Annotated in this window: 17 protein-coding genes; 7 read left to right on the top strand and 10 right to left on the bottom strand. The window is 68.3% G+C overall.

The annotated features are described in order from the left end of the window. Positions 1-9: 9 nt before the first annotated feature. From M6D93_RS01385 to M6D93_RS01370, 4 genes are all read right to left on the bottom strand, one after another. On the bottom strand, positions 10-1,527 hold the full coding sequence (locus tag M6D93_RS01385) for an MFS transporter (RefSeq protein ID WP_249772379.1): 1,518 nt from the start codon (positions 1,525-1,527) through the stop codon (positions 10-12). Further along, entirely contained in the window at positions 1,517-2,212 is a 696-nt protein-coding gene (locus M6D93_RS01380; RefSeq protein WP_249772378.1) for a TetR/AcrR family transcriptional regulator, read from the bottom strand. Before M6D93_RS01380 ends, M6D93_RS01385 begins: the two co-directional genes overlap by 11 nt. 87 nt (positions 2,213-2,299) lie before the next feature. After that, on the bottom strand, positions 2,300-2,725 hold the full coding sequence (locus M6D93_RS01375) for a low affinity iron permease family protein (RefSeq protein ID WP_249772377.1): 426 nt from the start codon (positions 2,723-2,725) through the stop codon (positions 2,300-2,302). A 44-nt stretch (positions 2,726-2,769) separates the two neighbouring features. Next, the gene (locus tag M6D93_RS01370) at positions 2,770-3,321 is read right to left on the bottom strand and encodes an acyltransferase (RefSeq protein ID WP_249772375.1); all 552 of its coding nucleotides are present in this window, start codon (positions 3,319-3,321) and stop codon (positions 2,770-2,772) included. 108 nt (positions 3,322-3,429) lie between these two features. Between M6D93_RS01370 and M6D93_RS01365 the strand changes: the two genes are divergently transcribed. Continuing rightward, complete coding sequence (locus tag M6D93_RS01365; RefSeq protein ID WP_249772373.1) at positions 3,430-3,783, top strand: MmcQ/YjbR family DNA-binding protein; 354 nt, start codon at positions 3,430-3,432, stop codon at positions 3,781-3,783. A 96-nt stretch (positions 3,784-3,879) separates the two neighbouring features. Here the strand turns inward: M6D93_RS01365 and M6D93_RS01360 are convergent, their stop codons facing one another. The 3 genes from M6D93_RS01360 to M6D93_RS01350 form a co-directional block, all read right to left on the bottom strand. Then, on the bottom strand, positions 3,880-4,452 hold the full coding sequence (locus M6D93_RS01360; protein ID WP_249772371.1) for a DinB family protein: 573 nt from the start codon (positions 4,450-4,452) through the stop codon (positions 3,880-3,882). Between the two features lie 45 nt (positions 4,453-4,497). Then, positions 4,498-5,106, bottom strand: coding sequence for a hypothetical protein (locus tag M6D93_RS01355; protein ID WP_249772369.1), 609 nt, complete (start codon positions 5,104-5,106; stop codon positions 4,498-4,500). A gap of 175 nt (positions 5,107-5,281) precedes the next feature. Continuing rightward, entirely contained in the window at positions 5,282-6,031 is a 750-nt protein-coding gene (locus M6D93_RS01350) for a hypothetical protein (protein WP_249772367.1), read from the bottom strand. A gap of 162 nt (positions 6,032-6,193) precedes the next feature. Here M6D93_RS01350 and M6D93_RS01345 point away from each other — a divergent pair, with 162 nt between their 5' ends. Then, positions 6,194-7,810, top strand: coding sequence for a hypothetical protein (locus M6D93_RS01345; protein ID WP_249772365.1), 1,617 nt, complete (start codon positions 6,194-6,196; stop codon positions 7,808-7,810). A gap of 40 nt (positions 7,811-7,850) precedes the next feature. Here M6D93_RS01345 and M6D93_RS01340 read toward each other — a convergent pair whose 3' ends face one another. Both M6D93_RS01340 and M6D93_RS01335 read right to left on the bottom strand, forming a co-directional pair. Then, positions 7,851-8,129, bottom strand: a complete 279-nt coding sequence (locus tag M6D93_RS01340; protein WP_249772363.1) for a hypothetical protein — start codon at positions 8,127-8,129, stop codon at positions 7,851-7,853. 43 nt (positions 8,130-8,172) lie between these two features. Then, positions 8,173-9,042, bottom strand: coding sequence for an NAD-dependent epimerase/dehydratase family protein (locus tag M6D93_RS01335; protein ID WP_249772361.1), 870 nt, complete (start codon positions 9,040-9,042; stop codon positions 8,173-8,175). Positions 9,043-9,198: 156 nt separating this feature from the next. Between M6D93_RS01335 and M6D93_RS01330 the strand changes: the two genes are divergently transcribed. Further along, the gene (locus M6D93_RS01330) at positions 9,199-10,008 is read left to right on the top strand and encodes a DinB family protein (protein WP_249772359.1); all 810 of its coding nucleotides are present in this window, start codon (positions 9,199-9,201) and stop codon (positions 10,006-10,008) included. Between the two features lie 28 nt (positions 10,009-10,036). Here M6D93_RS01330 and M6D93_RS01325 read toward each other — a convergent pair whose 3' ends face one another. Continuing rightward, on the bottom strand, positions 10,037-10,357 hold the full coding sequence (locus M6D93_RS01325) for a putative quinol monooxygenase (RefSeq protein WP_249772357.1): 321 nt from the start codon (positions 10,355-10,357) through the stop codon (positions 10,037-10,039). A 153-nt stretch (positions 10,358-10,510) separates the two neighbouring features. Between M6D93_RS01325 and M6D93_RS01320 the strand changes: the two genes are divergently transcribed. The 4 genes from M6D93_RS01320 to M6D93_RS01305 all read left to right on the top strand — a co-directional run bounded on the left by M6D93_RS01320 (position 10,511) and on the right by M6D93_RS01305 (position 12,853). Continuing rightward, on the top strand, positions 10,511-10,753 hold the full coding sequence (locus tag M6D93_RS01320; RefSeq protein ID WP_249772355.1) for a hypothetical protein: 243 nt from the start codon (positions 10,511-10,513) through the stop codon (positions 10,751-10,753). Positions 10,754-10,783: 30 nt separating this feature from the next. Further along, positions 10,784-11,314 (top strand): pyridoxamine 5'-phosphate oxidase family protein, encoded by a 531-nt coding sequence (locus M6D93_RS01315; protein ID WP_249772353.1) that lies wholly within the window; start codon positions 10,784-10,786, stop codon positions 11,312-11,314. Between the two features lie 215 nt (positions 11,315-11,529). Continuing rightward, positions 11,530-12,198, top strand: coding sequence for a Pr6Pr family membrane protein (locus M6D93_RS01310; protein ID WP_249772351.1), 669 nt, complete (start codon positions 11,530-11,532; stop codon positions 12,196-12,198). Between the two features lie 208 nt (positions 12,199-12,406). Then, on the top strand, positions 12,407-12,853 hold the full coding sequence (locus tag M6D93_RS01305) for an SRPBCC domain-containing protein (RefSeq protein WP_249772349.1): 447 nt from the start codon (positions 12,407-12,409) through the stop codon (positions 12,851-12,853). Positions 12,854-12,888 lie beyond the last annotated feature (35 nt).

Below are 12,888 nucleotides of genomic sequence, written 5' to 3'. Positions count from 1 at the left end.
GACCGACGGTTACGCCGCGACGGCGACCGCACCCTCGGCGGGCAGGTCATCCCGGCGTGCGTTGATCAACACGATGATCGCGACGCTGGCGGCGGCGAGCAGTCCGACACCGATCCAGAACGCCACGTGATAGCCGTGGATCAGGGCCAGTGGCGTCTGGGTCCTCAGATCCGACCGGGTCCGCACGTGACTGGCCAGATAGGCCGTCACCGCGCTGGCGTAGAAGGTGTTCAGCAGGGCCGTGCCCAACGAGCCGCCGATCTGCTGACTGGTGTTGAGCATCGCGCTCGCGACCCCGGCGTCGTGATCGCCGACGCCCATCAGCGACAGGCTCGCAAGAGGCACGAACACCAGCGCCAGGCCCACGGACATCAGCAGCTCGCCGGGCAGCACGTGGGTGAGCCAACTCGACGTGTCACTGATCGAGGTGAACAGCAGCAGGCCAACCGCAGCCATGATTGATCCGAGCACCATGAGCGGCTTCGGTCCCGTTCGAGGCAGCAGGTTGGAGACCAGCCCGGCGGTCACGATGATTCCGCCGCTGAACGGCAGGAACGCCAGGCCCGACTTCAGCGGGCTGTAACCCAGGTTGACCTGGAAGTAGTAGGTCAGGAACAGGAACATCGCGAACAGTCCGGCGCCGACGAGCAGCGAGGCCAGGTACGAGCCGCCGCGGTTGCGGTCGAGCACGATCCGCAACGGCAGCAGGGGATTCTGCGAACGCGCCTCGACCGCGACGAAGCCGACCAGCATCACCACGGCCAGGCCGAGGAAGAACAGGGTCGATCCCGACAGCCAGCCCACGCCGGTCTTGGCCGCCTCGGTGAAGCCGTAGACCAGGCTGACCAGGCCGCCGGTCACCAGCACCGCGCCGGGGATGTCGTACTTCGTGTCTCCGTGCGCCTTGCTCTCGTGGACGTAGTAGATCGCGCCCACTGCCGCCAGCGCCGCGATCGGCACGTTCACGCCGAGGCACCAGCGCCACGAGGCGTACTCGGTCAGCACGCCGCCGACGATCAGGCCGATTGCCGCGCCACCACCGGAGATTGCGCCGTACACCGCGAAAGCCTGGGCGCGCTCCTTCGTCTCGGTGAAGGTCACGGTGATCAGCGACAGCGCCGCGGGGGCGAGCAGAGCCGCAAACGCACCTTGAAGGGCTCGCGCGCCGAACAACATGGCCGCGTTCTGCGCGATTCCACCGAGCGCGGAGGCGGCTGCGAAACCGGCCAGCCCGACGAGGAACATCCTCTTGCGGCCGACGAAATCGGCGATCCGGCCACCGAGCAGCAGCAGGCCACCGAAGGCGAGCGTGTAGGCCGTCACGACCCACTGGCGATCGACGTCGGAGATGCCCAGCGCCGTTTGGGCTTTCGGAAGAGCGATGTTCACGATCGATGCATCAAGCACGACCATCAATTGCGATACCGCGATGATGGCCAGGGCGATCCAACGTTTCGGATCCGGTGCCGTCGAGGCCCCGTCCTGCGCCACCGCGAGGGGCGGATCGAGTTCCAACTCAGAGTTCATGAGGGTGTCCGTTCACTATCGGGTTTTCTTCGGGCATTCGGGGGTCGGTGGGGTTTCTGAACAACAGCGGCAACAGCACGTCGTCGACGATGCGGCGGATGAAGACCTCGTCGACCGGCTGGCCGGTCACCATCAGCCGCATGAAGACCATGGCCGGCGCCACTTCCTGGAACAGCTCGACGTCGGCCGTGCGGGGCAGCTGTCCCCGCTCGATCGCGCGCCGCAGCCACGCCTGCACGGCGGCATGCTTGACGTCGAACATCCGTTCGCGAATCACCCGCGCCAGTTCCGGATCGCTGCGCATGGCGTTCATCAGACCCACGGTCAGGGCGACGTCGTGCGCGGCCATGTCCTTGGTCATCCGGCGCAAGCCACTGAGCAGGTCCTCCCGGACATCGCCGGTGTCGGGGAGGACTTCATCGGTGGCCATTCGGCACTTCATCGCGTCCGCCACGAGTTCGGCCTTGGACGGCCAGCGACGGTACAGAGTCGCTTTCGAGGCCTGGGCCCTGGCGGCGATGGCCTCCATACTGACGCGTTCGTAACCGAGCTCGGCGATCAGCTCGATCGCCGCGTCGTGGATCAGCGGGTCCTTCGTGCTGTCCAGGCTGCGGCCCGGCGTGCCACGCGTCGGCGCTGGCTGCGCCGATGTGGCATCATCGGGAGAAACGGAGGCGGCATCCACATCGCCCGACAGTAACCACTATCAATTCGAAACGCAACCGTATCGTTTCGATTTAGCCAGCCGTTTACCCCGCCGAAACGGTGGCCGTCAGTTCGGGGCGGCGCCGGAATCCTCGGTGTCCGGGTGCGAAGTCCGTACCGCCTGGCGCCGCAGCTCGCGGTGGGCTTGCTGGGCCGTGCCGAGCGCCTCGTCCGAGCCGTCCTCCAGCGCGATCAGACGGTTGCTGGCCCGGGGAAGGGCGTGCAGGATCTCGTCGAGCTTGCGCTGAGTGGCGACTTGCTGCCGAGACTGCGTGTGCTGGATCACGAACACCATCGCCAGGGTCAGCGCGGCCACCAGTGTCTGGAACACCGTCTCGAGGCGGTTCGGGAACCCGATCACCGAGCTGTAGATCACCCACAGCCCGTCCGCGACGACAACGGCTACGGCAATCGCGGGACGGGAGGCGAGCTGGTCGATGCGGTGCAGCAACCGGCTACCGGGCAGTCGGGTGTTGTCACTGTTCGGGGTCATGCCATCCAGTATGTGCATCAGGCCGACCTCGCCCGCGCACCGCGTCAGGCGGTCGACAGCTCCCGCACGCGAGCGGCTGGGACTCCCGCGTACAAGCCGTCCGGCTCGGTGTCGGCCACGACGACCGCGCCGGCCGCGACGATGCATCCCCGCGCGATCCGCACCCCCGGCAGGACCACGACGGATGCGCCGAGCCAGCAGCCGTCCTCGACGACGATCGGGCGGGCCGCGAGATCACCGGCCCGTCGTTGCGGGCCGCCCGCTTCATGGCTGACGGTCAGCAGCATGACCCGATGCGCCAGGTGCACGTTCGACCCGATCGTGATCGACTCCTGCAGGTCGAGCACGCACTCGGTGTTGACGAACGAGTACGGGCCGACGTGCAGAGCCCGGCCGGCGCGGATCACCACACCGGACTCGAAGGTGACGTTCTTGCTCACGTCCAGACCCACGGCCCGGAGCAGGGCGGGACGGGTGGTCCGGGAGATCCAGCGCGCACCGATGACCGAGGTCAGCAGGAAGTCGAGCAGAGCGTGCCGCTGCCGGGGCCACCACCACCGGACCCGGCCGGCCAGACCGCGCAGTGCCGAGTTCATGAACCCAGCCTACGACGACACAAGAGGCCCAGAACCGGACCCGTGAACGGCTGCCGTGGACTTAGGCTGTCCGAGTGCTGGACCTGCCGAGGATCAAGAGCGACGGCCGTGGCTGAGGCCGAGGACGTACGCCGGATCGCCCTTTCCCTTCCGCGCGCGGTGGAAATCGACAGCGAAGGATTTGATTTCCGTGTCGACAACAAGGGGTTCGTGTGGTCCTACCCGGAGCGGGTTCCGGGCAGACGGCGTGTCATCCGCTCCGATATCGCCGTGCTGTTCGTGGGTGACGAGGCCGAGAAGCAGGCTCTGCTGCTAGGGGAACCCGATCTGTTCTTCACCACCCCGGCCTACGACGGGTGGCCGCTGGTCATGCTGCGGCTGAGCGAAGTCGACACCGTCCGGCTCACCGAACTCGTCACCGACGCCTGGCGGATGCGTGCGCCCGCTGATCCCGCCCGCTGATCCCGCCCGCTGATCCCGCCCGCTGATCCCGCCCGCTGATCCCGCAGGGATCCCGCACCGATCCCGCCTGCTGATCGCCCGCCCACGCCGCCCTCGTCACTGCCCGATACGACCGTCGATGCACTCGCGCAACAGGTCGGCATGCCCGCAGTGACGCGCGTACTCCTCGATCATGTGAACGAGAATGTCCCGTAGCGGTAGAGGTTTCCCGTGACGGTCGCCCATAGTCGCAAGGTCGGGCGTCCGCGCCAGGTACTCCTCGGCGAAGGTGACCTCATCGCGCCATGCCTGCCACGCCTGGGCCACCACGGCCTCGTCGGCGACGGCACCGTCCCAGTCGGCGTCGCGCGCCGCGTCGGTTGAGTAGAGCGGCGGGGCGTCCTGGCGGTCCATCACCCGCCGGAACCAGGAGCGCTCCACCTCGGCCATGTGACGCACCATCCCGAGTAGCGACATGGTCGAGGGCGGAACCGACCGGCTGGCCAGTTGCGCGGCGTCCAGGTCGGCGCATTTCATTTCCAGGGTCAGCCGGTATCGACTCAGGTAGTCCAGCAGCACACTGCGCTCGTCGGTTCCGGTTGCCGGTTTGGCTCGCGGATCCTCGCCGGGATCGATCCACATGTCGGCGTACTTCGTGGCCTTGGTCCATCGAGCGGTCGCGTCGGTCATCATCTGATCCTTACGCACCGGCCCTGCCGGGGCCACCGCATTTCCTCAGCCTGCCGGTCGGCGACGGATGCCCTCTTCGAGCTGCCGCTGGCGGGCCTGGAGGGCGGCGAACCTGACGTCCAGCCTCCGTTGCTCCTCGTGCTCGCTTGGACGGGCCGGGACCGGCGCAGGCGCGGGAAGCGGCGACGCTGACTCGGGCGGCCCCGTGACGGTGGGCTTTCCCGAAATTGCCGCGATCTCACTCACCCGATCCACGGGCACGGCCATCAGCCGAACCAGTTCGCCGTCGACAGTGCGCACATGTACCGCAGGCGTCAACGAACCCTTCGGCGGCCGGACGATCTCGGACACGTCGTGCCACGCGACGGTCCTGCGGAACCGAGGGCCACGGTCCCACCTGAGTTCAACCTGGTGGACGCCGGCAGCGTCGATTCGCGTGGACGGCATGAGGGCCGCGGCGCCGGCAAAGATCGTCCACGCCGCGCCGAAGGTCGTCGCTTCAGCAGGGTTCGACCAGTGCGCGGCCACGTAGCAAACGGCCATTGCCAGGTAGGCCACACCGAGCCAGCGGCGGCCACGTCCGAACTTGAGAACGGAGGCCGGGTCCGACGCGACAGGAGCGACAGGAGCGACGTCCGGGTCGGACTTACGCAAGCCCGCTCCCCTCGGAGAGGGCTACCCGGAGGTAGCGTCCAGCCGGCTGTTCGGCTCCGTCACACTAACAACAGCTACGACTGCACGACCAAGGTCCGCGTCCACATAGAGGCTGTCGCGAGCGTCCTAGGGCGGCTCGGCGCCACAGTCGCCGGACGGTCGATGCCCGTCGACGTCATTGGTCGGCGGAACTACCGGCGCTGGTCAGGTGCCGGTCCAGTCGCCTGGCCAAGACCGGCAGGATCACCAGTGGGATCAGCAGGGGAAGAACCATCAGCTTGACCCAGTCCCAGGCGGTGTTGCCTCGAAATCCCGTCCAGCTCAAGGGGATCAGGTACCCGCCGAGAACCAGGGCCACGACGAGGACCGCGACCACCACCAGCACGAGGAGGCGGCGGCGCGTCAGGGGTGGACGGGGTCGGCCCGGCTCCGTCGAGGCCCGTTGGCGTTCGAGGCGTACCCAGAGCGAACCGGTGGCGACGACCAACGGCAGAAGCAGGAGTTCGAGCCAGTCCCACAACGTGTTTCCGGTGAATCCGGTCCAGCCCAGCGGGACCAGGTATCCGGCCAGGACGAGGCCCGCGAAGACGATCAGCCCCCCGGCTGCCGACAGATGGTGGACCCGCCGCAAGTGCCGTCGGCGATCGATGAGCAACGGGGCCAGTCCCAATGCCACCGGCAGGGCCAGGACCTGCAGCCAATCCCACAGCTTCACCGAGCCCGACAGCCCCGTCCACTTCCAGCTCAGGACGTAACCTCCCCAGAGCCAGACGAGGAAAGCCAGCAGACCAGGCGCCAGCAGCCACCGCCAGGCGTGGACGGCCCGCGGGGCAGCTGTGCTTGCGTGTGAAGCCCGTCCGCGAATGCCTGTATTCGCCATGTCGACCGCCTCGCTACCGACCCGGTAACCCGTCCTGCGCTGCATCCTCCCACCGAGGCCCGTCGCTCGCAGCAGGTCGTGGGCATCGCAGGCGGCCGCGAAGGCAGCGGGCCGGCTGACCTAGGCGGTACTCACATGAACGGCGCCGATAATCGGCATCGATCTCTGACCGAGCTCGTGGTCGGCAGCCGGACGTGAGGAGCGTAGGTGGCAGAGGTACGCCGCGACGGTACGGCCCAAGCGGGACGGTCGCGCTTCGCCGTCGTCCTGCGGGGCCGCCCGGTCCTGGCCGCCACCGTCGCCACGGCCCTCGTTGCGCTCGCCTACCTCGCATGGTCGCCACGGTCACCGGACCTGGCGGCCCAGCAGGCGCGAAGTGCCGCCGCCCTGCGCGGGATCGGCAGCTCGTGGTGGACGTCCTGGTACGGCGGCCTGACCACGTTTTCCTACAGCGTGATCGTCCCGGCCATCATGGCCAGGCTCGGGGTTTTTCTGACCGGCGCCCTCGCGCTGGTGCTGAGCGCGGCCGCGACCGCCCGCCTGGCCCGGCACAGTTCCGCACCCGGACTGGTAACGGCAACCGCGGTCGGTTTCGAGGCTGCCGACGTCGTCGCCGGACGGACCACGTTCGCCGTCGGCCTGGCGGCTGCTTTGTGGTGCCTGGTCGCGGTGGACCGTCGCGCGTGGGCGTGGGCCGCCCTGCTCGCCGTCGCCAGCACCCTGGCCAGTCCGTTGGCCGGCATGTTCGTCGGTATCGCCCTGGCGGCCCTCTGGTTGAGCCGACGCAGCAGGGAGGTTGCCATGCTGTGCGGGCTGCTGGCCGTCGTGGCGGTCGGCATGTACCTGCTGTTTCCGAGCGCCGGGCAGATGCCCTTCAGACTGACCGACGCGATCCCACCCGCGATCGGCTGCGCCGCGGTGATCGCCACCAGGCCGGCTCCCAGCGTCCGCACGGGTGCACTCCTCGTCCTGGCGGCGATGGTCGTGCTGCTCGCCGTACCCACCGCCATCGGGGGCAACATCGCCCGCATCGCCTGGGTGTTCGCGGTCCCGCTCGCGCTCACCGGCAGCGCCCGCCTGCGCTGGCGCATCGTCGCGGCGGTCCTCGTCGCCGTGTGGCCGGCGGCCGATCTCGTAGAACAACTGGCGAAAGCCGACGTCCCGTCCGCGCAGGCCCGGTTCTACGCCCCGCTGCTCGCGCAGTTGCAGACCGACAAGCGCCTCGAGGGTGCGTCCGCGACCGGCCAACGACTGGAGGTGCTCGCACCGAGCAGTCAATGGTCTGCCGCCTACCTGGCCGGATCGGTGCCGTTGGCTCGCGGCTGGGACCGTCAGGCCGACCGGGCGCACAACCCGCTCTTCTACGACTCGGACGGCCTCGACGCCACCACCTACCGAAGCTGGCTCGATCGGATGGCGGTCTCCTGGGTCGCTGTGCCGAACGCCGATCTCGACTACGCCGCCCGCGCCGAGGCCCAGCTCGTCGGCGCCGGTCTGCCCTACCTTCACGAGGAATGGCATTCAGCGAACTGGACGCTGTACCGGGTGTCGAACCCGGCGCCGTTCATCATCGGAGCGACGACCCTCGGCATCGATGCGACCGGCGTCGCGATTCTCGTCGACCATCCTGGAAGCGTGACGGTGCGGGTCAACTACTCCCGTTATCTCGTCCTGCAGCGGGACAATCTGGATCCGGCCGCCGTGGGCTGCATCCAGCCCACGGCCGATGGGGTGCAGATGTGGATCTCCCAGCCGGGTCGTTACCGCCTGACCAGCATGTTCGACCCCCTGCCGGGCTTGCAGACCCACCCATGCGCTCGGTGATCGGCGAGCTCGACGACATCGGCTCGATACCGAAGGGCTTTCAGAGCCCGCGGTGGTGAGGGTCGTCGCCCTCGAGGGCCGCTCGGTGCGAGGCGCCGGTCCGCACGCCGAGCCCGCGCCGCACCGTCAACATGGTCAGGCTCGCCTGCACGTCCGTGCGTGTCGTGGCCCGGCGAACCTCCAAAGGCAGCCGACCCCACACGGCATCGATGATCTCCGCGACCGTGCTGCCCGTGACGTCCTCGCCGCGCTCCAGGCAGTCCCGCTCGTGGCGCGCCAAAGCGTCCTCGATCCAGCCGCGCAGTTCACTCCGGTCCACCCACCCAGTGTCCGCCTGACCACGGGGGCGGCCAACGTCCGGCTCAGCTATCGCGCCAGCTGTGCTCCGGCGCGAAGCCCAGCAGGCGTCGGGCCTTGTCGATGGACAACATCGTCTCGTGCTCGCCCAGCTCCTTGCGAACCTCGACACCGTCGAAGACCTCGGCCGCCAACGACGCCGAGGGGCGCGACATCACCGTGTCGGCGTTGGCGACGATGAAGACCTCCGCACCGGGTGTCGCGTAGGCCAGAGCCCGGCGCACCGCCTGGGCCCCGTCCCGCGCGTCGATGTAGCCCCACAGATTCCACTTGCGCAGCATCGGGTCGGCGTCGAAGGACGGGAACTGCTCGTAGTCCTCGACGTCCATCACGTTGGAGAAGCGCAGACCGATCATCTTCAGCTGCGGGTCCCAACGGCACAACTGGACGGCCATCGTCTCCTCCAGCGTCTTGGTGAGCGAGTAGGTGCTCTGCGGCCGCGGTGGGTACTCCTCATCCACCGGGATGTACGGGGGCGGAGTGTCGAACGGCAACCCGAGGACCGTCTCGCTGGAGGCCCACACGATGTTCTTGATGCCCCGGCGCCGGGCGGCGGACACCACGTTGAAGGAGGAGTTCATGTTGTTGGCGAACGTGGCGTGGTCAGGGACCAGACCCGGCGCCGGGATCGCCGCCAGGTGCACCAGCGCATCGACTGCGTCGTATCGTTCCTCGACACCCAGCATCGCGTCCAGGACGTGACCGTAGTCGGTCAGATCGACCGGCACGAAGGTCACCTTGTCGGTGATCTCGCCGTCCAGACCGGAGGGTGCCGACCGGTCGAAGACGACCACGTCCCACCCGTGCCGGGCAAGGTCGGCGACCACGGCCCGTCCCAGCTTGCCCGAACCACCCGTGACGACTACCCGTGCCATGACAATCTCCGATCCGTTGGCCGAACCTCAAGCTAATCGACGGCTCGGGGTCCGGCCAACGCGGTGGTCCTCAGCAGCGGGCCGCCGGGCAGCGCGCCGCAGGCGGGCAGCGCGCGTGCCAGTGACAAATGGCGAAACGGCGGCCACCCTGGGGGGATGGCTGAGCACACCCGCGAATTCCGGGGCGAGGACCTGACCGGCGCCCGGTTCTCCGATGTAACCCTGGCCGGTTCCCGCTTCTGGCGCACCGATCTGAGCCGCGCCCGGCTGCGAGCGGTGGATCTCAGCGGAGCCGTCATCCGAAGCGCCGACCTGGTCGATGTCCAGATCACCGGATGGATTCAGAACGTGAGCGTCAACGGCGTGGACATCGGCCCGCTGATCGATGCCGAGCTGGACCGCCGCCATCCCGACCGGTCCGCGATGCGCCCCGAGGACCCGGCCGGTTATCGCCGGGCGTGGGAGATCCTCGAGCGTTTGTGGGGTGAGACCGTCGAGCGCGCGCGGACGCTGCCGGAGGAACAACTGCACGAACGGGTGGACGGGGAGTGGTCGTTCATCGAGACGCTGCGTCACCTGCTCTTCGCGACCGACGCCTGGGTCCTCCGCACCATCCTCGGGCAGGCGTCGCCGTGGAGCGCCTTGGACCTACCGCACGATGAGATGCGGGACCGGCCGGGTGTGCCCCGCGACCGGGAGGCTCGGCCGTCCCTGGAGGAAGTGCTCGCCCTGCGCGCGGCCCGCACGGCCGCCGTCCGGCAGCTCGTCGACGACCTGTCCGATGATCGGCTCCAGGCCCGGACGGAACCGGTCGAGGGGCCGGGCTACCCCGACGCGGACCGCTATTCGGTCGCGGACTGTTTGAGCACCGTGCTCAACGAGGAATTCCAGCACCGGCTCTACGCCGAGCGGGACCTGGCCGCGCTGGGCGCCGCTGGTGACCTTCATCCCTCCCGCATGCCCTAGCGGGGAAGGGATGAAGACCGCTCAGGCTTCAGACGGCGAGTTCGCCCAGTTCGGACCAGTCGTCCTGCGGGATCGAGATGCTGACGATCTTGGGGGTTGCCGCCAGGTGCTGCGGCAGTTCCGCCTGGGCCGCCGTGAAATGTGCCGAGTTCACGTGGGCCGCGCCGGCGTCGCCGTCCCGGAACGCCTCGACCAGCACGTACTCGTTGGGATCGTCCAGGCTGCGTGACCAGTCGAACCACAGGCAGCCTTCCTCACCACGGGTTGCCTCGGTGAACCGAGCCGAGATCTCGGGCCACCGGTCGGCATCCTCCGGCTTCACCGGGAACTTCGCCGTAATGAAGATCATGACTACTCCTGTCCGCCGACCAGGCCGGCATCGATAGGCAACGATTGGAGGTCCGCACCCTGCGACCGTTCGATCAGGTCGGCGCCTCGCTTGCAGGCGTAGGCGAGCCCGCAGCCCGCAGCCCGCCAGCAACGACGCCAGCGTACTGGCGAAGTGGGTGCCGATACCGAAGTAGCGGCCGGCGCCGACGAAGGCACCCGGTATGAACGCCAGCGGCGTCGGCGGGACGTCGCCTTCACCTGGATGGCGACATGTGCCCTGTCGGCCTACCCGTTGCCGGACAACGGCAAGCAACTCCGCGTGGTCGTGCGGGAAGCGGCATCGCGATCGGACACCACGGACGCGTGGCCCCTACCCGGCGGGATCGGAGCGTCCGCTCCAGCCGCCCACCGATGAGTTTTCCGACGGTGCGAGGTCAGGATTTCCATGGATACGAAGAACCTCGCCGAGCTCTACCACCTGCCGACCATGGACTGGGCCGCCGTCCAGTCGCGCCTCGATCAGGGTTTCCCGCAGGCCCCGTCCACCGGCGGGCCTGACCGGCACACCTGTTGGCTGACCACCCTGAACCCCGATGGCAGCCCCCACGTGACCGCTGTGGGCGCGATCTGGGCCGACGGTGCCTTCTGGTTCCAGTCCGGCGAATCGACTCGTAAGGGCCGCAACATCGCGCTGGATTCGCGCTGCGCACTGAGCGTGGCCACCGACCAGTTCGACCTCGTCATCGACGGGGACGCGCGTCGGGTGACCGACCCAGCCACCGTCGCCGCACGTGCCCGGCGCTGGAACGAGCAGGGCTGGCCCGCGCGGGTGGACGACTCCGGCCTGGCCCTGACCGCCGAATTCAACGCGCCATCGGCGGGGAGCCCGCCCTGGTTCGTGTATCGGATCGAGGCCCGCGCCGCCACCGCCCTGGCGACCGTCGATCCAGGAGGCGCCACGCGCTGGCGGTTCTAACCTCCCGTTGAGGTTGCCCTCGTTGCTGGGCCCTCCCCGTTGAGGTTGCCCTCGTTGCTGGCCCTTCCCCGTTGAGGTTGCCCTCGTTGCTGGGCCCTTCCCCGTTGAGGTTGCCCTCGTTGCTGGCAATGTGGGCAACCTCAGCGGACCGGGACAGCACTGGCAGCGTCGGCGGTGTTGACAGGTTGCTGTGGGGTTTCGCTAGTGTGCGGAGCGTGATTGCCCGCCTCTGGCACGCCGTCGTAGCACTGCTCGTGTTGGTGGCGCTGGTCGTTCAGGTGATCATCGCCGTCCGGCTTACCGGTTCTCCACATGACGTGCATCCGGGAGTGTTGCGCGGCTCCAGCCTCATCGGGCGACTGATCCGACTGGTCAGTTTCTTCACCATCGACAGCAACGTGTTGTGCGGCATCGTGTCCTTTCAGCTCGCTCTGCGGCCCGAGCGGGACGGACGGTGGTGGCGGCCCCTGCGACTGGCCGCCTTGTTCGGTATCACGGTGACCGGAATCGTCTACTCGACCGTCCTGGCCGCCATCCATCAGCCAGCGGCCGGAGCCGAGACGTTCGTCAACACGATCGTGCATTACCTGGTCCCGATCCTGATGGTGCTGGGGTGGCTGCTGTTCGGGCCGCGGCCTCGGATCGACGTCCGCACGATCGGGTTGTCGCTGCTGTTTCCGGTTGCCTGGCTGGCGTACACCCTGCTCCGAGGCGCCATCTGGAAGTGGTATCCCTATCCGTTCCTGGACGTGCCCTCGCACGGCTACGTCAGGGTCGCCGTGAATTCGGTCGCCGTGACCCTCGTCTTCGGGTTGCTGGCGGCGGTGTTCGCGCTCCTGGACCGGCGACTTCCGCCAGCGCCAACCCGGCGCGCTGCCGCCTGAGGCCCGGAGTGCCGAACTGACCCGAGTGCCGAACTGACCCGAGTGCCGAACTGACCCGAGGGCCGAACTGACCGGCGTGCCCGAAACGTCCGTAGCTATATGCCTAAAACAAGGCCAGCGACGTCAGTGAGTTGATGGCCAGGGCTACCCCCCGACGCCGGATCATGGCAGCATCGCCTGTCAACGCCAGCCATGTTGGGGGTGCGCCATGGCCGAGTCCCTGGTCGACGGGGCGCTGCGCGACGCGCGGGACGGGACCTTTGCCTGCCACACCACGGCGTCGCCCGAACACGTCTGGCGGGCCCTGACCGATCCGTCGCTCACCCCTCGTTATCTCTACGGTCTGGTGCTGACCTCGGAGTGGACCGCCGGCGCCCCCATCAAGGCACGGCATTGCGACGAGCGCTACTCCGATCTGATCACCCTGAGCGGGCGGGTGCTGTGTGCCCGTCCGGGCGACCGCCTCTCTTACCAACTGCAATGTGCTGAAGACCCGCCGGTCTACCTGACCTGGCAGATCCGGGCTTGCCGGTTGTCGCAGGGCACCGTCTGCAGCCTGCAGGTGGACGAGGTGGAAAGCCTGGACAGCCGGTCTGAAGCCGAGGACACCTGGCTACCGGTGCTGGCTGCGCTCCAACACGTACTCGACAACTGAGCCGCTGACGCACCAGGCCGAACAACAAGGGCAAC

The sequence above is a fragment of the Jatrophihabitans telluris genome (assembly GCF_023516435.1).
Taxonomy (GTDB): domain Bacteria; phylum Actinomycetota; class Actinomycetes; order Mycobacteriales; family Jatrophihabitantaceae; genus Jatrophihabitans_A; species Jatrophihabitans_A telluris.
This window is presented reverse-complemented; position numbering and strand designations above follow the sequence as displayed.